Here is a 21,069-nt window from a genome sequence, read left to right on the forward strand (position 1 = left end):
GTTTTTTATTTTTGTGTCCTAACCGCCCACCACCGAACTTCTTACCCAACCTTGATCGCCTTCTTTAATGACCCACACATGCTCGGCAGCAATAGACGCCCCCCCCAAAGAAAATTTCCGCTGGCGGTCCCATTGCACTTGAACTTGGTCTCCGGTATTGAGGTTAGTTATTATCTGGTTCACATTTGCGTCTTCACGCATGTTGCAGTTCTTCCGTATTTGACCAGAATTCAAGTGGTTAAATTTATTCCAGTGCCTAGCCAACGGAATCATCGCTTCATATTTAGTATGGTAGTCTCCTGTGACCTTTTTAGTAGTTCTACCCCAAAAGCGACACAAAGCATCGACAACAGAAAGAGCGTCCCCTTGTGATATCCCCCCAACCCAGCGGAGAAACCATAACAGCACAGATGTAGATGCAGATGGACCAGATTTTGTCGGATAGTTCCCTGCAAGTGCATGTAGTTCCAGGGTACTTCCTTGTTCGAAGGTATGGTTTGGTCCTCGCGCAGCTTTACCTTGTTTCCCAAACAGCTCAGAGCTCTTTGTAGTCCCTTCCACTATCCGTTTCCGTTCATATTTCCCCCTCGCGTGTTCATTTCCATTTACATCTTCTATGGTGTCATTCTTCCAGTTCAAGGCGTAATCCATCAACATCGCAGCCGTATCTGAAGCACTAGAGGAGTCCCATGAGTTCAGTACTTGTGTTACAGATTTATCTTTGGCCCAGGCAACCTTGTCATAAAAAAACACATCTCGACCGCGCCCGTTTAAAACTATGTTTTCGTTGTTCACACGTGTCCGTACAAGCCCCAGTACATGTTTAACTCTCTTCCGAACGGATTCTATATCCATACGTTTCGTCATTAAATCATCTATCTGATTGCGACGATCTTTTAACTGTATCACCTCTAAGTTTTTTCGAACCTTGGATGAGTATTTATAATTTTTTAACTTTATAAAACTCGTACTACCTCTGGAACCGCAATTTGTTATAACCTTAATTCCTTTACGCTCAGTCTTCTGAGGAACGAATTTAGCAACCGCCCTACTTTTATTTTCTCTTGATTTCTCTACTTGTTCATACATATCTCAAACCTTCATAAATTGTATTTTATTAATTTTTACAGGCTTTCTTTTATCACCTATAATAACCCAGCAAAGGCACTGTGGACTTTGTCTCGACTATCTCATTAACATTCACAGACCCATCAACACTCCATTAAGCCGTCGATGAACCATTACTTTCAATTCACCACCTTACCCAGCAGTAAACCCATCCCCTCCATACCATCCCAATAACTCTCTAACCTCACGCCCAAGCGCACTGTTAAAGCCTTGCTGTAGACTGGCTGGCATGTTCAAAATTACGCCCCCGCTTACCCAACGTTTAACATACTGTGCGATACCTTTAATTGGGGTACCTTGCTAATAAAGCTGCCGCAGCTTGCTAAAGTGGTTTGCCCAAGTTTTCCAAGCGAGTGTTAAATTCCTCTTTGGCTTAGGGGTTATCTTGTATCCCACAAAATTGTCTGGAACAATTCTAAACAGCGAAGCTGACTCGAAGGGCGTAGGGCAGGATGCCCGGAGTAAAAACCCAAGCCCTTCATTTTTGATTCTCCCTATATAGGTTTTAAATGGATGGTTAGTTTGCTTAACCACTTTTAAGCAGGCATTCATGAGTTTTACAGCCACTCGTAACTGATATCGTATTTTGCATAATATTAACCAGTCATCCATGTAACGGTAGTAACGCCGACCACGTGGTTTGCAGAATTTCGCCAGTGTGTTACCCATTTCTTGAAAGTAAATCAGCCCCTATCCTCACCTACCCCTGCCCACCTAAACGAACCGCCATCTCACCCCAGTCTGTCGCTTGTTGCTCCAGTTTAGGGTCGTCATTGACCGCCACGCCGTTCACTTTGGTGGTAGGTTTTACCATCCCAAGCGCTTGCTGGGCTATGTGCCCCAGTTCATGGGGGAGGTGCTTTTCTTGCCGTGGTGATAAGTAAATGTCCTTGCCCTGCGCATAGGCATGCGCTTGCACCAGCGCGGGTTTAGGCGAGTTATAGTGCACTTGCACATTGGCTAGATTCACCCCGGTGAGTTTTTCCATGCCGCGTTTTAGCCGTGGTGGTAACCCTTGTGTATGTGGGCGAGTGAGTCCTTTCACAAAGCGATGCATTTTACGCTGCATTAAGGGGGTGGCCGTTGTGCTGGGCAAGGCCCTGTGTACTGCGTATTTTGCTTGAGTTAACCACATAATTCGTGTTCGCTATTGTTAATAAGAAGCCGTTTGATGTGAATACTATAGGCAAGATCCAGTGCATGTGATTGGTATTTTTTGTGGAGGTGTTTGGTATATTTTGCTTTTTTATTATGCTGTGAATTGATATGGACCCTGACCTACGTCAGGGAGACGAAATTAGAGATGAGGTAGCTGGGAGACGGTAACAAAATTAGCAGAAGTTGCATGAAATAAAAGACGAATAATGGTGACTTTAATTTGTATGGGCCCTGACCTGCGTCAGGGAGACAAAATTTAGGGCAGGGAGACAAAATTTAGGGCAGGGAGACGAAATTTAGGGCAGGGAGACGAATTGAGGCTTTAGGTGAATTAGGGATTGGGGGAGTAAAGTGCTGGGTTAGTTTATGTGGGCCCTGACCTGCGTCAGGGAGGCAAAATTAGGGTGGGGGATGAAGTCATATGAAGCGGCTGTTATCGGGTCAATATGAATGTGAGTATGGGTGATGATGTCGATAATAAAGATAAAAAACCGCCTTACTCGATTGGGTGAGCAAGGCGGTTTTTGGTGTTAACTGAATAACACGTTGCTGGGCATTAACCCATAGGGGGTTGTTCGTACTCGGTTGCTGCAACGGCTTGGGTTGCTCGTTGCTCAGCCTCCACAGGTGAGTTGTACTCAGCTTCACCTTGTAGTTGCTCAGCGGTTGCGTTGATGGCATTGACAACCGCATTGGTGGCAACTTGCTCGGCTTGTTCCGGTGTGTTGGTAGCATAGCCAGTACTTTGCTCTGCTACTAACTTGTCGGTATATTCAACGGCGTTCGTTGCTTGTTGCTCTTCTTGATCTACAGTGCGCTCTATTGGTTGGCTCATTACGGTATTTCCTTGTTGGTTGGTTAAAAATAACTAAATAAAAAAACCTATGCTAGGTTGGCTTCATCACTTTGGTGCTAAGGGCGAGAAGGGCCCTTCCACCCAGACTTCATTGTGACTGAATAAATCAGTGAGCTGCTGCGCCCGTGAACATGCAAGCTCTGCAAAAGACGTCTCCCAAATATTTCGATGCGATTTTACTTTAATCACTTTATGTTGGTCGGCTAACCAGTCAATCGCTAAAAATACGCTCTTTTCTATCGATTTTTGTCCATAATGCGCATCTTGACCTGATAGGAATACCAGCTGACGTTTGTCCTGTTGCGTGAGGTGCGACTCCCCAACACAGTACCTAATGCATGACCTAAACCACATGGGAAATGCCCGAACTGCCGCGATTGCTTCATCGGAAGGATTGTTGGCGTTTTCTAGTGGCTGCTTTATTACATCATGAACAAGAGCGGGGAGTTGTTTCACGCCGTGTTGCCAGCTATTTAACGCGTCTATTGCAAAGCTGCGATATCCATTGGGTGGAATCTCAGATAGCGGGTGAGCAGGGCTTGTTCCAGTGTTGGGTGTGTTTGTATTTGTTTCCAGAACAGTGTTTTTATGCTGACTTTTGGACTTTGCGCTGTGTGTGTGGGTATAAAATGACAGCAGTTGCGCACTAAATGCACGCCTTGCATTTACCAATGCTGGGCGATTAAGGCCATAGCTGTCAATGCTTAGTTCGCCACGGCTTAAGTGTATTTGGGTTTGGTGATCGAGTGTTGCAAACCAAGATGAAAAATCGCGCTCTTTGGCGGTATCACAAAGTATACCCGTGTAGGCTTGCATGGGGATCACATCCGGTTGTGACCAAATCAACTGCTCAACCTCTGGCGCGGTTAATTGACGGGTTGCCATTAAAAAAGCGGCTACTTTGTCATAGCTATATGCTTGACCGGTAAATGGGTTAAAGCGAATATAGTCACGTGGCTTGTCATGGTAAGGGCTGACCAGTAAAGGATGCTCATTTTCAATAGTAACTTTAGGAAATCGAGGGCCAGTTACAGGGAAAAGCCCAACTTTGTGTTGTTCATTACACGCACTGCACACATAAAGTAAATTCTCTTGCTCGTAGGCCAGGGCATAGTAAGGTGAACATCGAGATTGGATAACTTGTTTATCAATTGCGGCGTTATCAAGGAGGTCTACCGGTCTAAAGTGGCCAATTTCACCGCACTGTGTGGCGGCTAATGGGCTCTCACAGAGCGCGCAGCATCCGTGTGATAATTGCGCAAAATGCGCTTTAATGGTGTTACTGGCAAATAGCGCAGGGTCAAACGCAGCATAATTGAACCCCAACTCGAGGTCATCTTGGCTATCAGGCTGTACCGCTTGACTGTCGTAGCTTTTTGGCCGCGTGAGCATTCGCTCGGTGATAAAAATTAAGTTATCGACCAAATCACGGGCATAGCCTTCTTTAATCAGTAGAGCACGATCTTTTTCTGTGAGAGTGTGATACTTTGGTGCGCTTTCTAAGCGCGACATGAGCGCGCGCATTTGTTTCACTGCGGCCTGCTTTTTGACGTCTTCATCGGCAGAGCATTCGACGCTTGAAAATTCAATGGCTATCATAGTTTAGCCCTGCGCTTGATTAGGTTGTGGGTCTTGGTTATGCGCCTCATGAGATGCTACTTTTTTTGCGACAGACGCTTCATAGTGTTTGCTCTGTGCTAATAATTGTTGCTGCATCTGTTTAATCGCGTCATCCATGGTTTGTTGCGCAGCCTGAGCAGCCTCTAATGCCGCGGTTTGTTGTGTCGTGAAAGAGGGCGTTAAAATATTGCCTGTCGACTCATTTTCTGGCTGCGGCGTTGTTTTACCTAGGGTATAAGTATCGTGCTCAGGCCCCCCTTGGTTAAGTCCTAGTTGGCTGCTACGAACTGGTTCTTGCAGTTGTTCAAATTGTTGTAATTGTTGACGAGAATGCTCTATCAACGCAGTTGATTGTTGTAAAGAGCTATCAATTGTATGCTGTGCATTGGCCAGCATAGTATCTATCCCTGCAAGTAAGTCATTCAACCCTGCTGGCATCGCAGTATTGACTAATTGATCTAAATTATTTTGCATGGCGGTTGATGTGCTTTTTGCTGTGAGTTTATTATCAGTCGGGGTAGCCATTATGCAGCTCCTTTAGGCGTGTTAGAGGCAGTGTTGGCTGGGGGAGTGGTTGGCTTTTTTGAGGGCCTATCACTGTCGATACTTAAGCAGCCATCTGCGTCGACACTCATTGCTACCGTGCGGTCAGTTAATTCAAGTACGTAATATTTCGCCAACCCGGCTTGCCCAACAAATTGTTCGCTGGCGAGTGTTTTGGCCAGCAGTTTTTGTAATGTCGTTATATATAGTTTGGCTTGCGCGACAAGCTCACTGGAGTCTGATAAGTCGATGTGCAACATCATGCAGAGTAACCCAGCAGATACACTGGCAAAACCAAGGGCGTTATCTGCTTCTTGCCATTGCACAATGGCGCGATTTAAGGTGTTTTCGTCTAGTTCAAAGGTAACGGTTGGACAGTTTAAATTGGCAAGCGCCAATGGCATGAGTTGCGTAACCACGGTATCTATGGGAGGCGTTTTAGCTGTGTTGCGTTGCTGCCACATTAAGTGGATACAGTAGTAATGTGCAAATTCACAGAGATTTTGCGCTTGGCTTAACGCCCAGTGGCAGGCATTTCGTATTTGAGTATTGGAGCTTGAAAAGGTTTTTTCACAATACGCTAACGTGCGTTGCAACGTGATCTGACCTTGAAAATCAGCGGCCCATACAATTGAGTTGTCATGCAAATTGTTACGTTTATAAAAAGCATTAACGGCACTAAAGTCGTGCCTATTGAGTAAATGGTACTTTTGTAACAATTGCCGGTGTTTTTCCATCGACAGGTTATTTTCATCGCGATTCATACCATATGACAAATCTCGGAGGTCATTGGTACTTAAATCTAACAGTTTTTTTATGTCTGCAACGAGCTCTGCATTGGGTAATAAAACGAGTGACGAATTGCGAATGCCCAGTGCAAGCTGCTCTACAAAGCTGTCGGCTGAATTAAAGCTGAAGTTCTCATCTTGATTACTAAGTAGCGTTTCAAACGCACTGTCACCGTCGGGGATCAACTGGATTAATGTTTGAACCTTATCAGGTAATTGCTCTAACGCTTTGACTTCACTCTGGTTTATCATAATCGTCATAATATACTCTCTGTTTTATTCTAACTATTTGATGAAGGCGGCGTGTTGGTACCGGTTGGAAACTGATTCAACAATGAACCAGCATTGGTACCCACCGTTTTAAAGTTATCAGCCCCATCTTTTACCATGGTATTGGCGGCGGCAATAATTGGGTTATATTTGGCGACATCCCCAGTGGCTAACATTTGCGCCATGGCAACGCCCATTGCGGTGGTGGCCATAGTATTTATATTACGTAAATTATCGGTCGCGTCTTGTATTGCAATGGCCGAAGATTGCGACACGGCTTGAAAGGCTTTGCCTGCCCCTGATAGCTTTGCGGTTTCACCAGACAATGCATTGTGCTGAATAACCTCCAGTGCATTGACAACTTGTGGGTTAACTTGTGTGGTATTGGACATGGTTAGTTACCTTTTTATCTATATTCACTGAAGTGCGTTTTTTACACACTCAATACCTGTTTTTATTTATCAACGATTTAGGCTAGCTTGTTGCGCTGTCACTTGAACTTGATTTTTTTGTACCGCCTTCACTTGTATTTGAAGGCAATGTGGCCTCGTGTTTTTTAAGCGCGGGCTCAATTTTTTGTACTGCGGTGATTGCATGCGTTAAATCGGCGATCGTCTGTTTTGCATCTGCTTTGAGCTTTTTTTCAGGCAGTGGTTTTGGTAATTCAATGTTTAGCATTTTTGCACAACTGGCAGTGGCAGCGGCGGATGCTGAAGTCTGTGCATTTTGCTGCGCTGTAATGGCGTTAAACATAGACATACCTAAGGTTTCTGTACCCGTTATATCGAGCATGCCCATAGATTGCGCCGCGGCTCCGCCGGTGAGTAATGCATTCAGTTGTGTAATTGAATCTGTTATTTGGTCGTTGACTGTGCTCATCTTTATAGTCCTTACTGGTTTATTTCTTGAGATTGACGTTAACCTTTAGCCGCTTGTGCAGCACCTGCTGATACCATCAGTACACAGCACTGTGTTACCGCCGCGTTCTGAGTTAACTGCGCATTTTTGTCATTACTCACGGCATTTTCCATTAATAAGGCGATGGAATTAGCCATTGCGATGGCTGCTATGTCTACGGAATAGAGTGACTCGGTCATTATGTAGCCCCTTCAGAGTAAGTGTTTATCGCAGTTGGCTAAGGTATTAATATGTTTAAAATGCAGCATTGCCGATTAAAGCTGGGCAATGCTGCGATACTCACTGATTAGCGAAATATCTTATGTGTTGCCGTGGCCGTTGCAGCTGTATCTACGCTAAAGAGTGTATTTACACCTTGAACCAGTGCAGCCTGTGCTGTAATGCCATTGTTCTGTTGCCCAGAAGTAGCGTTATGCGCAGCATTTGACAATGCCTGGCTTGTTGCAATCATAAAATTGCCAGTTGCAAGCGCCGGTGCATCACCGAGTACTTTTGTGTTTACTTGAGATACTGAATCGGTAATTTGACTGTTTACTGCTGTTGGAAATGCCATAGTATTATTCCTTTTTAAAGTTTTAAAATGTAACCATTATGATTACAGGGGTATTTACTGGGGACGAAAAACACCTTAGCTGAAATATTATGAGCCAAGAATTGCTTTTGTCGCCATGCCAGTAGATGCGGTATCAATGGAGTAAAGTAAGCTTACCCCCATTGTGGTGGCGGCTTGCGCCGTAATATTTGCTTGCTGCTGCGCTGTGGTGGCATTGTGGGCCGCGTTAGCAAGGGCTTGTGATGTCGCTTGAAATAAGTTACCCATCGCGACGGAAGGCGCGTCACCCAAAACTTGTACATTTGCTTGTGTTACTGAGTCGGTTATTTGACTGTTCACGGCTGTTGGAAATGCCATAGTAATATCCTATAAGTTAAAATGATTGACCGAGTTATTAACCTAACCCTGCGACTTTATTGCTTGGAGTAAGAATATCTTTGGTTGCGACGCCAGTTGTTGCTGTATCAATTGAGTACAACGTAGTCACCCCCATTGTGGTCGCAGCCTGAGCCGTTACTGACGTTTGCTGTTGTGCCGACGTTGCATTATGTGCAGCGTTTGCCAGTGCTTGTGAAGTAGCTTGAAATAAGTTACCCATTGACATAGCGGGCGCATCACCGAGCACTTTTACATTGGCTTGGGTGACAGAGTCTGTAATTTGGTCGTTCACTGCTGTTGGAAATGCCATAATTAAACCTTTTTGTTTTATGTTAATAATCAAATGAATAAACGTGTTTCTCTTAAGCAATAAAAACCTATTCAGCTTGCCTAAGCACTGAACTCAGTATACGTATTGCACAGATTGGATGATTGGTAAGAACGCGTAAGCTAATTGGTAAAAACAGGGAATAAATAACGGGTCTAAAGTACACGCATTTTGTATTATTCTGACAGAGGAAGTTTAACCATTGAATTACGGTCAAACTTCATCTGCTACTACTTATTGTATATGACTAATGTTTCGCTCTTTGGTCACGGTAAACTCCAGGGCTCACGCCCACCACTGCTTTAAACTTACGAACAAAAAAACTTAAATCAGAAAAGCCAACATCATCGCATACCTCAGTAACTTGGCTGTATGGGTTCTCTTTGAACCGCGCCATAGCGGTTTTGATACGAATACGTAGCAGAGTTTGTTTAAATGATTGACCTACATAACGCTTAAATAAAAACGATAAGTGTGACGGACTGACACATGCACATTCTGCGACCTCGCTTAAGCTCAAGGGTTGTGTGTAGTGTGCTTCTAAGTAATCTAGTGCCCTTTTCAGTGCAGGGTGGGGTTTGTAATGTGCCGTTGCCGCTTCGGTGAGCTGAGGGGCTGTATTGATAGTTTGAAAATCCAGAGTTAATTCACTTTCTAGGTCAGTGTCAGGTTTTGGCAGCTGAGGCTGTAAAGATAGCTGGGTATCACGATTTAGTTCTGTATTTTTTTCAAAATTGGGTGCCATACAAGGAAATACATCGATGAGGGCTTGTGGTGTGATCTCGATGTTGTCGTTAATAAAAGTGAGCTTTTCTAAGCAACGTTTTAACTGCTTTACATTGTCGGGCCAGCTATAGTTATTAAGCAGCGCGATGGTAGACTTTTCTAATTTTAATTGCCCAATACGCAGATCGGTCTTTTGGTAATAACTTATGAGTGGCTCGACATCTCCTTTTCGTTGCGACAAAGAAGGCAACACTAAAGTGAGGCAGTAGTATTGTAGCCACATGAGTGAATCATCAACTTGGCTTGCGTCGGCTCTGGCACATTGGCTGGTTGATGTAATGAGCCTAACTGCATTATTGAGTGGGTTATCAAGTAACCAGTAATCTTTTATCTGTTCAAATTGCGTGCTACTTAGCGCATCAATATTCTTCAGGTAAAGGGTGCCATGACAGGCTTGGTTGAGTAATGAATCAAGTTCATTTCTGATATTCTCAGGTGCCCACAATTTACAACATGAAATTACCAGTTTGCCGTGTTGGTGTGGCGAATATTGGTGTATTTGTTGTACTGCAAGTGACTTACCAGTCCCTGAGTTTCCGGTAATATGGATGGGAATGGTTGAACAAGCTAGTTTCTCAATATCTTGTTTTAGTTTAAAAAGTGCATCACTTTTGCCAATCCACGGGGTTATGTTGGGTGTAACTTTCAACTGTACAGACATGATTTTTCCTTTCATTGAATGTAGGGTAAACATGCGCAGGCAAAAATTTTGCTTATGTGACTGCGCATACTATTTGCTTCAACGAAAAGATATTTTTTTATCGCTTTTTATATTGGCTCAGATCCGGCTCACTTGTGTTATTTGACCTTTTTACACAGAGTTTTTAGCAAATTGAGTATGGTGATTTTTTATGCTCTCCCAAATTAACGGATGTGAGAAACGATATTGATCGGACTCGCGTATGACTAATCCGCTGGCTAACATTTTTTGGGCCAAACACAGTGGTGCACGTATGTGTTGTTTCTGTGTAAATTGACTTAATTGGCTGGCATTAAAATGAAATCCTTGTAAAGCTGAGAATTGGAATAACTCTGCGAGCTCTGCTGGCATATCAGTTAATGTATTGTCTATAAATCGCTGTAATTCAGTGGGAGGGCACGTTTGAGAATGAGGAGACAAGAGTAATTGCTGTAAAAAAGCGGGGTTGCCAGCAGCGCGCTCTATCGCCATTTTTACTCTGGTCTGATATTTCGCAATAGATAATCCTCTTTTGGCGAGATAATGTTTAGCTAAGCGAGTTTGGGCGTCTAGGTTGAGTTGTTTTAACGGCATGGTGTGAGCAAGAGACAGCCACCCTGGGACTGAAGTAAATAGACCTTTTGGCTGGGCAGTAATAATAAATAAGATAGGCTGGGCGTACTCTTCTTCGGTAAATAAACGTAGGAATTGCACTTGTGTATAAGTTAAATGATGTACATCATCGAAGGTGACCAGTGCAATATGTTTGTGAGCAGCGTAACGTATTAAATCATTGGCAATCTGTTTATCTATTTTATTTATTTGCAGCGGTGTTTGTTTTTCTAGCGTGTTATGTTGATTTTGATTGAGTGAAATCGCCAGTAATTGCAAAGTCCTTACATAGCTCAAAGAAGAGCTTACCACTAAATTTACTTTTTCTTTTATCACTACCTCAGTGGCTGTATGGTCAATTTTTAAAAGTTGTTTAATTAAATTAGCGATAGAAAATTTGAGTTTATGGGGGGGGCAATTATGGGGCTGGCCAAACGCTAAATCGTATTTTCCCGCAGCTTTAACACATTCAATAAAGTGGTGAAGTAAATGGGTTTTTCCAGAACCAGTTATACCATAAATGTAAATAGTTTTGGCGCGATGTTGGCTTTCAACATAATTTAGTAATGAATGTAATTGATGAAGTTCCCATTCTCTACCTAAACAAGGTTCTACTGACTGGCTTATTAAGTGCGTGTACAACCAAGCAGGTATAGGTGAATTAGGCAGTAATACATCAATACTGACTTGAAAGAAGCGCGCAAATATCGACAGTGTTCTATAGAGTATTTTTTCTCCAGCTTCGGCTCTTTTTATTGAAGAAACCGAAATTGGCAGTCTTTTATCTATACATTCTTGAGCCAACTGTTCTTGACTTAAAGCTTTTTTTTCTCAGTAACTGTAGTGCGTGCGCATTAATATTGATGCGCCCATTCGTGAACGTTTCCATTAGGTTACTCCTTATAACGCTGTAGTGTTTTTATTAAAATGGCGATAATTAATCGCTCAATAGTGAAAGTTTTTTGGAATTATAAGTTTACTTTTTTGTTAATGTTTTTAATATTACAGTGTATTACGCAGCGTGCTTTACCTTATTTTATTGTCATTTTAATGACAGCATTGAAAAGCGTGCCGGAATATATTGTGGATATGAATATCGCGATTGAGCAACTAGCAATGGTTCCGTTAGATAAGCTAATCTTAAGGCTTTTATGTTTAGTTAATTACTCAGCCAGTATCAATAGCAATGGTCGTATTGTTAAATAAAGTATGCTCGCGTGGAATACCTTATTGTTGTACTTTTTTAGAGCGTGCCATTAGTATGTACTAGTGTGTTAATGTGCTTAGCACAATATTTCCTATGTCTTCATGGGGCCCATTTTGATAGCCTGATATTTTTACATTTAACTTATATATTTCACTAATGGAGAACGTGATGTCTGGTGAAACTGACTTAAAAAAACTAATCGCAAGCATGGAGCCGTCTTTAGACAATGAGTGCTATATATTTGCGACGTTAGAAAAATGGGATTATGCGCTTTTGGCTCAGCTCATGCCGGTGAGCACTTTTCAAGAAAAAGAGGGGTTAACGGTTGTTTTAACAAAAGATAAAGCAAACGAGTATGATATTGCATACTCGAGTGTTTTTAAATGTATTACTTTGGCGGTACATTCGAGTTTAGAGGCGGTTGGCTTAACAGCGGCTATAGCAGCAAAGCTCACTGAAGTGCATGTTAGCGCGAACGTGATTGCGGCGTATTATCATGACCATGTATTTGTGGGTGAGCAACATGCAGACAAAGCGTTAGCGGCTTTACTGTCATTAGTGCAAGAAGGGAGATGATGTATTGCTGTCTTTATTTTTATATATTTAACTATTTAAATGTGTGGTTTTTTGTAGTAGGTTAAATACTCAAAATAAATATAAGGATAATTCCAAATGAAAATAACACTTAATAAAAGAAACTTAAAATCTCTATCACAAAAGCCACTTGATACAGCTGCAACAAAAGATGTTGCTGGTGGATTTGGGATAACAGGGCCTTGCTCCGCAAGTCGATGTCAACCTAATAAATAAACGTTTTTATGTGAGAGTTGTATACTCTCACTTTCTATCGCTTCTCTTTCACAGGGAAAGATCACTCCAACCTATCTAATTAGATAAAAACGTTCTTTCTATATAATAAAGACTCATAATTTTAGTATCTTTTTAATACTACTGCTCAGATTGGGTGCTACTTGATTTATAAGAATCGAATGTTCAATATTTTCTCTGGTTAACCTTTCTTCATGTGCTTTGTAGGCTGAGATTATGAGATTTTTATAATCATGAAACTCAATAATGTATATTGTTTTAAAGTATGCTTTTATTCGCTTTAACAAAGCGATTAAACCTTGTTCAGAGTAGGCGTTAAAGTTAAAGGTGATTTGCCCTTTAGCCGCGAGTGTTTGACTAATTTTATGCCAAAACTTGTCGTGTTGTAAGAAGTCACTTTTTTGGTCTTTATGGATGATATCTAATAAGATCACATCAAATTGCAAGCTTGTTTCGTCGATATACTGTTGAGCACAGCCAATGTGCAATGTCGATGGTGTAAATTCAAAGTGTGCTTGTGCACAATGGGCAACGGCTGCATTGTGTTCCACACTGACGAGCGTATCTAACGTAAAGCGCGTACTATTTGCTAAATGATTCAGTGCTCGTTCAATGGCAGCAGTGCCCAAACCAAGATTAAGAACTCTATAGCTAGGCTGAGGTGCCAATACAAACAATAACAAGGCCTGTCCGACAGGAGCAATAATATGTGATGGATTTGCTAGGCTCATAATGCCCTGTATTAAACCATCTGAAAACGTGAGCCATCGGTAGGAGTGATTTTCATACACAAACAGACTTAACTCTTGTGCATGGTGGCTGGCTTTTAGGTTTTCGTCTGTACTTTCTTGCTCTAAATCATACATTAAATTTTTGCAATATAGGCTTAATCGATGCGGGAATTATGAGCTATTAAACATGTTTTGTCATGCTGATGATGCGTGTTTATGAATGTGTTGATTACGTGTTGTTGTAAACAAAATCCCCTATATTTCTATGGCTTATGGTGCTTTCCCTCTGCATTTCATGCCTAAAAGTACGCTGAGTACGCCATTTACTTGAGTGTTTTATATAGTTTTTTACACTTTTGAATTTCATCTTACACACAGTTACAGAAACCTTAAAGATCCACACTCATATTTTAATTATTGTAATAACCTGTTTTATTTTTAGGGGTTCAAGATGAAGGTTGAGTCGGTTGTTAAGTCGTCTGTTTGTAGTTTGATAAATATTCACGAAAGTGAATTGCATGAGAATACTTTGCTATTTGGCCAATACGCGGAGTTAGATTCTATGGGGGTGGTGATGCTGTTAATGGAGTTTGAAGAAAAGCTCAATTTGAATACCAGTAATATAGAGTTATCAGCGGAGTTGTTTGAGTCATTTGGTTCATTAGTGACAGGTGTAAAATGTGCTATTGGTGAAAAAGTAAATTAATATGAAGCATTTTATTGCCAGTAACTTAATCACTTTTATTGTTTTTTTATTGAAGTTACTCAAGCGAGATACTCGAAAAAGCATTGTTTTTTGGTTAGCTGAAAAAATTATCATGGGATTTGAAAAAACCAAATACAGAGCATTGAGTAACTTGCGTGTCGCATACCCATACAATACCGATGAAGAAAACCTGCGTATCGCGGTGAGGTCATATCAAAATATTGCCTTTGGTGTTGTAGAGTGCTTTTGGTTGCAAGAATTAGAACAGCAAATTGATATTGTATGTGATGCGCAAACACTGGATATATTATCTCGAGAAGGCGGGGTGAGTATCGCAACAATGCATACAAGTTGCTTCGAGCTTGTGCCATTTGCAATACAGCACTTAACTGGTAATGTCACGACACTCTCTAAAATTCCTAAATTTCTATCAAAAGCCAAATCCATTTATCACTCTGCCAATATTGATGTCATCGATAAGCACGACAGCAACCCAATTATTGCACTTTTGAAGGCATCACGTGATAACAGAGCAGTATGTTTGCACTCAGATCATTATGCACAAGAGACCCCAGTGTCATTTTTTGGTTGTAAAACTCAAGCACCAACAGGCGCTGCTTTAATTTCTTCATATGGAAAAATGCCAATACTGATGTGTTACACCGTACTCAAAGATAACAATCGATATGATGTGGTGATTGAACGTTTTGTTGATGGCTACGTTGATAATAATAAAGAAGAAATATCGCTTACCATGGGGAAACTATATCAACGCTTTGAAGAGGTTATATATAAACATCCCGAGCAATGGTATTGGTCATATAACCGGTTTAGGCCTTAGTACATGGGATCAGCAATGCACAATGTAAATGCTCTAATCAATGTGGCAACTGCCGCAGAAGATAAAAATGTGAGTGTGCGATTATATCATTATTTGATGACGCAAAAATGGGTTGTCTTTATTGGAATATGCGCGCTGATATTATTTAGTTTAGTGGATGCAGGGATGATTTATTTTATTAAACCGCTTATTGATGATGGTCTTAATCAATCAAACCCTAATACACTCATTCAAGGAGCCTACTTAACTGTTGCGATATTTGCTGTTCGTGGTGTCGCAAGTTTTGTGTCTAACTATTGTATTTCTTATGCTGGATCAAATGTGACGTATGCGATACGTCAGCAGGTATTTGAAAGGGTACAGTGTTTTTCTATGAGTGTGTTTAATTCGTACTCAAAAGGCACGTTGATCTCTAAGATCACTTATGACGCTGAGCAACTATCAGAAGCGTTTTTAACAGCCATTATTACAGTGATCAGAGAGGGTATTATTGTCATGGTCTTGTTAGCCATGATGCTATATGCGAGTTGGCAGCTTTCATTAATTTTCCTGATCATTGGACCGCTGATCGCACTTATTATAAATATTGTGAGTAAACGTTTTCGTAAAGTGAGCAAACAATTGCAAGATGGTATGGGCGGTTTGGCTAAAGTATCAGATCAAGCATTTAGTGCACATCAAGAAATATTAGTTTTCAATGCAACAGCGCGCGTTAATCAAGATTTTCTAAAAGTAAATAACCATACTCGCCAGCAAACAATGAAACTGGCGGCGGTATCCGCCATCAGTAACCCAGTGATCCAGCTGATAGGGGCCGGTGCAATTGCGATAATCTTGGTCTTTGCGAGTATTGAGTCAATACTTGTTGAGCTGAGCGCAGGCACATTCACAATGATGCTGCTAGCGATGGGATCATTATTGAAACCCTTAAAGCAATTAACCGTCGTGAATCAAAAATTACAAAAAGGGTTCGTTGCGGCACGTAGCTTGTTTACATTACTCGATACACAGGTTGAGCATGATGATGGCAATTTACCTCTGCTCAAATGCAGTCATGAGGTCGCATTTCGACATCTTAACTTCAGCTATGGGAGTCATTCGAGTTTGCATGTTGAAGGGGTATCAGTTGTATTTGAAGCGGGTAAAGTATCCGCGGTGGTGGGTGGTTCTGGTTCAGGAAAAACAACAGTAGCAAATTTGATTTTACGTTTATACCAAGCTCCAGAAAAGTCCATTTTTATTGATGATGTAGCCATTGAGCGCTATTCGCTGCTTTCTCTACGACAAAGTATTGCTTATGTGTCGCAAAATGTCACTTTAATTGATGATACGGTGGAAAATAACCTGCTTTTTGGTTGTGATAAAGCTGTGACTCAACAAGCAATGCATGCTGCGATAGAGTCAGCGAATGTGCATGAGTTTTTGCACACGTTACCAAATGGTTTACAAAGTCAGATTGGTGAAAATGGGTCACAGTTATCGGGTGGCCAACGACAACGGATAGCCATTGCGCGTGCGTTACTTAAACAATCAGAGATTTTAATTCTTGATGAAGCGACGTCTGCATTAGATAACCACTCAGAGCATTTAGTACAGGTTGCACTTAAGCGCTTAATGGTTGGTAAAACCGTGATTGTGATTGCGCACCGGCTCTCCACAATTGTTGATGCAGATAAGATTTTTGTTATGGATAAAGGTCAAATTATTGCTCAAGTGATCCAATGTACGAAAACTATATAGCTAATTGTGCGATAACTGCGGGATTATCCGAGAATGTACGGGACTGAGTGAGACACTATTTCAAAATGATTTGCATATATTCAAAATGAGCGGCGCTTTAAAATTTGCGCCGCTTTTTTGTTTTGTTAGTTAATAGAAGGAACTGCTACAGCCTTTTGGGCTTCAGGATTTTCACTATATGCAGTTTGCGTTTCTTTGCCTGCATCGATCAAAATTTGCATAGCGCCAACAACATCATCAAATGACTCACAGCCACACTTACTTAAAAAAGCAGCTATATAATGTGGGGCCATTTCTTCAGCTATATTACTCTTCATTATTTACCTCATTCATAAGATCCCATATCACTCTATATAAGGGTGGTGTTTCTGGTTTATCTGGAGCTATTGATGGACCGCCATTTCGGCCCCAGTTTGCTGCTTGTTTTTGCGGTGTCACTTGCTCTTCTATATATATGAGTTTTCCAAGCTCATATCCCACCAATAGCGCTGTACATAAAGCTAGTAACAAAAGCCATTTGTTTAGCGTGATCTCATCGTCGTTTTTTAGCATAGTGACGGCCCTTTATCATTTGGCCCTTGCCCTTTTTCACTATCAAAAAGATCACCTTGAACCTCATCACGTTTAACCTTTGTCATTGTACGAACAACGGTATAGATCCACTGTACAGAGCAGCCGAACTTTTTTGATAATTCAACATGATTATCACCTGTAAACTCAGCCCATATTTGATTGCTCAGCATAATTGCATCTATAGAGCGACCTTTGCAGACGTAAACAACTTCGCCACCAAATGTATGACGTATAGATTCAACAACCTTTCTGCCAATGTCTAAAGCCTCTTTTTCGCCAACACTCTCATTTACCCCACATGTGACTAATTCAAGAATAGTCAGTAACATTCCATCACCACGAACTGTTACATTGCCATATTGGTTAGCCATTTTTCACGCCCTCATATTTTCCGAGCATTTGGCCCGTAAAGTTAAGAGCTGCTTCTAATTGATCAACGTTACAGCCTTCAAACTTACCAACGAAACAGAATACAAAACGCTTAGCGCTGAATAGCTCTTCATCGCGCAGCGGTAGCTGTTTTAAATCTGGTGCTAGCTCGTTCATATCTTTTGCCATACAACGTACATACCAGCTTTTTAACTGCTCAATTAGTGCATGAACCATGGATGCGCGTAACCACTCAAGACGTTCAATTGCTACGTTTTTATTCATGCGTTTAGCCTGGGCTTTACTCCAATTAAGTAGTGCAGCTTCTGAACCGTCGCGTAAATAACCACGGTGGCTCATTGCTATCCACACTTGGCGCAGCTTATCTAGGGGCGTTTTATCCTCTGGATCCATATCACGAGTCATTGGCGAGTTGCGAACTTTACCGCGCTTTTTAGTCACCACTTTAAAACCTTTGTCTTTCATGTGAGACAACACTTTGTTTAGATCACCTACACTCATATCTTTGCAGCTATCTTTTTTAGTCAGTTCAACTAAAACTTGACGATACAAATCTTCGTCCCAGCCTAAACTCGTTTTGCCTACATGTATTAATTGGATCAGCTTTGATTTTGAATGATACATAGCGCCACCTATAGAGATTTACTAACCAATGGGATTTGAATCCACTTGCCTAGCTCATTTCGTTCATGAAACAACACGTAAGTTTTCGTGCTTGATAATATAAAAGCATCATCAATTGCTTTCATGGCCTCGGCCCATTCGTCTGACTCGTGACTGTAACGGTATTTACTACGTAGATTCATAATTTTAGCTTTACTATATTGGCCCTCTTTGTTTGTTTCGAATGCTTCTTGCGCAATATCTTTAATGAGCTGAGCTTCTGCACCAACGTGATCTAGTAGCTCATTCACAACACCATTAATGAGTTCTTTTGCGACCAAAATTTCAGGGCCAAAACTTACATCATCAGCAACCCCCACTTTTATACGGCTTTTTCCATCAAACGACGTCAACGTAATATTACCTTTAGTCCCTCCAATCTCAACGTTGTAGCTATGGGCCATATCTGCAATAAAATCATTAACTCGCGTAAACACTCCACGCTTAAAATCATCATGCTCAGCGCTTAACTGTTTTGCACGCTGTACAAGCTCTAATACCAATGTATTTTGTGCTTTATCGTTGTCGCTTACTTTATTAGCGGGGACTTTGTAACCACTTCTATTTGTATAAAATTCTTGTTCCATCATTTCACCTACTGCATTGAAATTTTTTGTTGAGATTTGCCATTAACTGGCCGATTAATTGAATGCTTTTTACCTGCTCTCATACCATCGCTAACAGCACTACCTGTATTCGCTTTTTTACCTCTTTGCATTGCTTTCGTTGTAGTCAAATCTGGGTAGTGTTTTGCCTTGTATGTTTCAACTAATGCAGACTCGCTTTCACTCAATGCAAAATCTTTAACTTGCTGGCTAACGCCATATATCCAACCCAAGGCAAACTTGTCACCCCTTGCCACTTTTGTTACTCGCTTGCACTGTTTAGGCTGCTTTTTAACGTAATCTCTGCGCTCAATTTTTAATTTCGCAAACAGTACTTCCCAGCAATAACCAGCTAGCTCAGGCTGTGGCGATACCCCAATAAATCGAACGTCACTACCCGTAAAACTGCGTGATATAACCACTTCAACGCCAAACGCCCGCTGTATTAAATCGAGTAAACCAGCTTGATAATTCACGATGCGATTAACGCCAAATGCAAAACGCTGCTCATCAATATTGCTCATGCCCACATCTTCAGCACTAATACGGTGCTTATTCATAAGCGCTTGAGCTGATCGCATCGCGGCTGCGGCCTCGTTCTCATTCGTTGCAGACTTAGCCAGCGCTAAGCATTGCTTAATTTTCCTTAAAATTCGTTTATCCACGGGGCACCACCTGTTGAACGTTATAAAACTTAACTGAATGACACTTAGGACAAGCCTGTCTCTCTACACCATTTATCACCACTTGTGCTTTGTCGGACTCATTACCGACCCAACCACAATGATGGTTGCTACACGAGTAACCAGGTTCGGGCTTTTCAATCGTAAACTCGCGTTGCTTCTTGCCGAACACATGGCCCCATTGTTTAACGTCAACCGCATGATGCCGTGTAAGCATGTCTTGTATTCTGCTATCGTCGGCCAATAATGCTTCGGCGTCTGCCTTGGGTAACGTGACTTGTTTTGTGATCTTGACGCTAGCAACGCCAGTCAATGTGATATCTACATGTTCCATAGTGCTATACCTTATGTACAAATTTTTCGTCTATGTGCTTATCGCCAATATAAGCGGCCATATTAAGCGTGTGAGCTAGCCATACATTTATGGCTAGTGGGTACGTTTGGTCTAAGTTCTCATCATCAAAGCCAACGCCTTTACCAACCTTGCCATAGCACTTGCCACGTATTGCGCTCAATGCGTCTTCTGTGAAAATTTTCATAGGGTCAACACCAATGCGAATGAATTTATGTTTCATATAATCAATTGCGTTTAACCCAAGCGGCCTCATTCGAATGTCATCTACTCGCATATTAAATTCGCGCATCGCGTGAGTTTTTACTTTTGTCATCAACTCTGGTTGACCAAATAACACAATGCCAATAACACGTTTAAACCCCGCCGTTGTTTCCCATAAACATTTGAGTTCACGTATAACATCAGTAGTAAGATCTTGCCCTTGGTCGATAATCAATAAATGTTTATGACCACTACGGCTTCTTTCAATCAGAGTCTTTTCAATTTCATCGTCTCTGTCTTCGCTATTATTTGGCACTTTTATGCCAAGCTCTCGGCATATTGCTCTCGACACACCATCAGATGTTACTTTTTTCTTATTCATACGCTTAGGTGATATCACGGTGATTTCTGAAAACTCTTCTCGTACTCTATGTTCGAACAAGCGTCGGATCATTGATTTACCACTGCCTACCTCACCTGTCACTGTCACCATCGAATTCGCACGTGCAGCCGCAATGAGCTCTTCAATTGTCTGCAAGTGTGAATCTACTAAGAAGAAGTCATCTTCACATTCAAACTCATCAATAAACGGGTCTCGTCTGATCTTAAAAAACCTCTTCGTTTCTGGTTTAAGTACAGGCTTTAACATTTCATCTTCCTCACTTTGTGCGTGTTTTGGCTTTGGCTCATTCCAACCAAACAAACCCATTAAGTGGTCGTCAGTTGCGCCGTGCGCCCGTAAATAATCAATAATGTGTTGTTCTATGTCGGCCCGTTTACACTGTTTTGGCCACTCGTTTTGTGTTTTTAAACGGCTCAGGCTGGTTGTGCTAAATTTGAGTCCTTTGGCCGCTAGTGCCCTTACAACTTGGGCTTGTTTTATGCTCAGTACATCAAATACAACGCTGAGCTTGGTTTGTTTTTTCACG

General features: G+C 41.6%; 29 protein-coding genes. 6 read left to right on the plus strand and 23 right to left on the minus strand.

Going from position 1 to position 21,069, the window contains the following annotated elements; genetic code table 11:
- Positions 1–18 precede the first annotated feature (18 nt).
- The 14 genes from J8L98_RS01950 to J8L98_RS02015 all read right to left on the minus strand — a co-directional run bounded on the left by J8L98_RS01950 (position 19) and on the right by J8L98_RS02015 (position 11,421).
- Positions 19–1,089, minus strand: coding sequence for a hypothetical protein (locus J8L98_RS01950; protein WP_210995050.1), 1,071 nt, complete (start codon positions 1,087–1,089; stop codon positions 19–21).
- A 739-nt stretch (positions 1,090–1,828) separates the two neighbouring features.
- Positions 1,829–2,224 (minus strand): DUF4157 domain-containing protein, encoded by a 396-nt coding sequence (locus J8L98_RS01955; protein ID WP_247682399.1) that lies wholly within the window; start codon positions 2,222–2,224, stop codon positions 1,829–1,831.
- Positions 2,225–2,842: 618 nt separating this feature from the next.
- Complete coding sequence (locus tag J8L98_RS01960; RefSeq protein WP_210995052.1) at positions 2,843–3,121, minus strand: hypothetical protein; 279 nt, start codon at positions 3,119–3,121, stop codon at positions 2,843–2,845.
- A 66-nt stretch (positions 3,122–3,187) separates the two neighbouring features.
- A complete protein-coding gene (locus J8L98_RS01965) occupies positions 3,188–4,741 on the minus strand; it encodes a hypothetical protein (protein ID WP_210995053.1) in 1,554 nt (517 codons plus the stop codon).
- Positions 4,742–4,744: 3 nt separating this feature from the next.
- Complete coding sequence (locus tag J8L98_RS01970) at positions 4,745–5,287, minus strand: hypothetical protein (protein WP_210995054.1); 543 nt, start codon at positions 5,285–5,287, stop codon at positions 4,745–4,747.
- Positions 5,287–6,354: a hypothetical protein gene (locus J8L98_RS01975; RefSeq protein WP_210995055.1), complete on the minus strand. Its 1,068-nt coding sequence runs from the start codon at positions 6,352–6,354 to the stop codon at positions 5,287–5,289. The genes J8L98_RS01970 and J8L98_RS01975 overlap by 1 nt, the downstream gene beginning before the upstream one ends.
- A gap of 20 nt (positions 6,355–6,374) precedes the next feature.
- Positions 6,375–6,755: a hypothetical protein gene (locus J8L98_RS01980; RefSeq protein WP_210995056.1), complete on the minus strand. Its 381-nt coding sequence runs from the start codon at positions 6,753–6,755 to the stop codon at positions 6,375–6,377.
- A gap of 82 nt (positions 6,756–6,837) precedes the next feature.
- Entirely contained in the window at positions 6,838–7,242 is a 405-nt protein-coding gene (locus J8L98_RS01985; protein WP_210995057.1) for a RebB family R body protein, read from the minus strand.
- 38 nt (positions 7,243–7,280) lie between these two features.
- Positions 7,281–7,460: a RebB family R body protein gene (locus J8L98_RS01990; protein WP_210995058.1), complete on the minus strand. Its 180-nt coding sequence runs from the start codon at positions 7,458–7,460 to the stop codon at positions 7,281–7,283.
- A 107-nt stretch (positions 7,461–7,567) separates the two neighbouring features.
- Positions 7,568–7,834 (minus strand): RebB family R body protein, encoded by a 267-nt coding sequence (locus J8L98_RS01995; protein ID WP_010366139.1) that lies wholly within the window; start codon positions 7,832–7,834, stop codon positions 7,568–7,570.
- Between the two features lie 87 nt (positions 7,835–7,921).
- The gene (locus tag J8L98_RS02000) at positions 7,922–8,191 is read right to left on the minus strand and encodes a RebB family R body protein (protein ID WP_010366137.1); all 270 of its coding nucleotides are present in this window, start codon (positions 8,189–8,191) and stop codon (positions 7,922–7,924) included.
- 37 nt (positions 8,192–8,228) lie between these two features.
- Positions 8,229–8,522 (minus strand): RebB family R body protein, encoded by a 294-nt coding sequence (locus J8L98_RS02005; protein WP_010366135.1) that lies wholly within the window; start codon positions 8,520–8,522, stop codon positions 8,229–8,231.
- A 265-nt stretch (positions 8,523–8,787) separates the two neighbouring features.
- The gene (locus J8L98_RS02010) at positions 8,788–9,987 is read right to left on the minus strand and encodes an AraC family transcriptional regulator (RefSeq protein WP_210995059.1); all 1,200 of its coding nucleotides are present in this window, start codon (positions 9,985–9,987) and stop codon (positions 8,788–8,790) included.
- A 150-nt stretch (positions 9,988–10,137) separates the two neighbouring features.
- Positions 10,138–11,421, minus strand: coding sequence for an ATP-binding protein (locus tag J8L98_RS02015; protein ID WP_210995060.1), 1,284 nt, complete (start codon positions 11,419–11,421; stop codon positions 10,138–10,140).
- A gap of 186 nt (positions 11,422–11,607) precedes the next feature.
- On the opposite strand from J8L98_RS02015, the gene J8L98_RS02020 reads away from it, so the two are divergent.
- The 3 genes from J8L98_RS02020 to J8L98_RS02030 all read left to right on the plus strand — a co-directional run bounded on the left by J8L98_RS02020 (position 11,608) and on the right by J8L98_RS02030 (position 12,634).
- Entirely contained in the window at positions 11,608–11,823 is a 216-nt protein-coding gene (locus J8L98_RS02020) for a hypothetical protein (RefSeq protein ID WP_210995061.1), read from the plus strand.
- A gap of 169 nt (positions 11,824–11,992) precedes the next feature.
- Positions 11,993–12,400 carry an ACT domain-containing protein gene (locus J8L98_RS02025; RefSeq protein WP_210995062.1) on the plus strand — a complete coding sequence of 136 codons (408 nt, stop codon included), beginning with the start codon at positions 11,993–11,995 and terminating at the stop codon, positions 12,398–12,400.
- Between the two features lie 96 nt (positions 12,401–12,496).
- Complete coding sequence (locus tag J8L98_RS02030; protein ID WP_192509634.1) at positions 12,497–12,634, plus strand: hypothetical protein; 138 nt, start codon at positions 12,497–12,499, stop codon at positions 12,632–12,634.
- A gap of 113 nt (positions 12,635–12,747) precedes the next feature.
- On the opposite strand, the gene J8L98_RS02035 is transcribed toward J8L98_RS02030, so the two are convergent.
- Complete coding sequence (locus tag J8L98_RS02035; RefSeq protein WP_210995064.1) at positions 12,748–13,518, minus strand: hypothetical protein; 771 nt, start codon at positions 13,516–13,518, stop codon at positions 12,748–12,750.
- A gap of 316 nt (positions 13,519–13,834) precedes the next feature.
- Between J8L98_RS02035 and J8L98_RS02040 the strand changes: the two genes are divergently transcribed.
- The 3 genes from J8L98_RS02040 to J8L98_RS02050 are packed head-to-tail and all read left to right on the plus strand — an operon-like array spanning position 13,835 to position 16,670.
- Entirely contained in the window at positions 13,835–14,089 is a 255-nt protein-coding gene (locus tag J8L98_RS02040; protein WP_192509636.1) for a hypothetical protein, read from the plus strand.
- Between the two features lies 1 nt (position 14,090).
- Positions 14,091–14,930 (plus strand): lysophospholipid acyltransferase family protein, encoded by an 840-nt coding sequence (locus J8L98_RS02045; protein WP_210995065.1) that lies wholly within the window; start codon positions 14,091–14,093, stop codon positions 14,928–14,930.
- 15 nt (positions 14,931–14,945) lie between these two features.
- Complete coding sequence (locus J8L98_RS02050) at positions 14,946–16,670, plus strand: ABC transporter transmembrane domain-containing protein (protein WP_210995067.1); 1,725 nt, start codon at positions 14,946–14,948, stop codon at positions 16,668–16,670.
- A 125-nt stretch (positions 16,671–16,795) separates the two neighbouring features.
- Here J8L98_RS02050 and J8L98_RS02055 read toward each other — a convergent pair whose 3' ends face one another.
- The 8 genes from J8L98_RS02055 to J8L98_RS25135 are packed head-to-tail and all read right to left on the minus strand — an operon-like array spanning position 16,796 to position 21,068.
- Positions 16,796–16,987 (minus strand): hypothetical protein, encoded by a 192-nt coding sequence (locus J8L98_RS02055; protein ID WP_210995068.1) that lies wholly within the window; start codon positions 16,985–16,987, stop codon positions 16,796–16,798.
- Positions 16,977–17,222 (minus strand): hypothetical protein, encoded by a 246-nt coding sequence (locus J8L98_RS02060; protein ID WP_210995070.1) that lies wholly within the window; start codon positions 17,220–17,222, stop codon positions 16,977–16,979. The genes J8L98_RS02055 and J8L98_RS02060 overlap by 11 nt, the downstream gene beginning before the upstream one ends.
- The gene (locus J8L98_RS02065; RefSeq protein ID WP_210995071.1) at positions 17,216–17,614 is read right to left on the minus strand and encodes a Mor transcription activator family protein; all 399 of its coding nucleotides are present in this window, start codon (positions 17,612–17,614) and stop codon (positions 17,216–17,218) included. The genes J8L98_RS02060 and J8L98_RS02065 overlap by 7 nt, the downstream gene beginning before the upstream one ends.
- Entirely contained in the window at positions 17,607–18,257 is a 651-nt protein-coding gene (locus tag J8L98_RS02070; protein WP_210995073.1) for a regulatory protein GemA, read from the minus strand. The genes J8L98_RS02065 and J8L98_RS02070 overlap by 8 nt, the downstream gene beginning before the upstream one ends.
- Positions 18,258–18,265: 8 nt before the next feature.
- Positions 18,266–18,883: a DUF3164 family protein gene (locus tag J8L98_RS02075; RefSeq protein WP_247682400.1), complete on the minus strand. Its 618-nt coding sequence runs from the start codon at positions 18,881–18,883 to the stop codon at positions 18,266–18,268.
- 8 nt (positions 18,884–18,891) lie between these two features.
- Entirely contained in the window at positions 18,892–19,566 is a 675-nt protein-coding gene (locus J8L98_RS02080; RefSeq protein ID WP_210995076.1) for a DUF2786 domain-containing protein, read from the minus strand.
- Entirely contained in the window at positions 19,559–19,918 is a 360-nt protein-coding gene (locus tag J8L98_RS02085) for a hypothetical protein (RefSeq protein WP_210995077.1), read from the minus strand. Before J8L98_RS02085 ends, J8L98_RS02080 begins: the two co-directional genes overlap by 8 nt.
- A 4-nt stretch (positions 19,919–19,922) precedes the next feature.
- Entirely contained in the window at positions 19,923–21,068 is a 1,146-nt protein-coding gene (locus J8L98_RS25135) for an AAA family ATPase (RefSeq protein ID WP_210995078.1), read from the minus strand.
- Between the last annotated feature and the right edge of the window lies 1 nt (position 21,069).

Source organism: Pseudoalteromonas sp. MMG013, from assembly GCF_018100885.1.
Classification (GTDB): Bacteria; Pseudomonadota; Gammaproteobacteria; order Enterobacterales; family Alteromonadaceae; genus Pseudoalteromonas; species Pseudoalteromonas aurantia.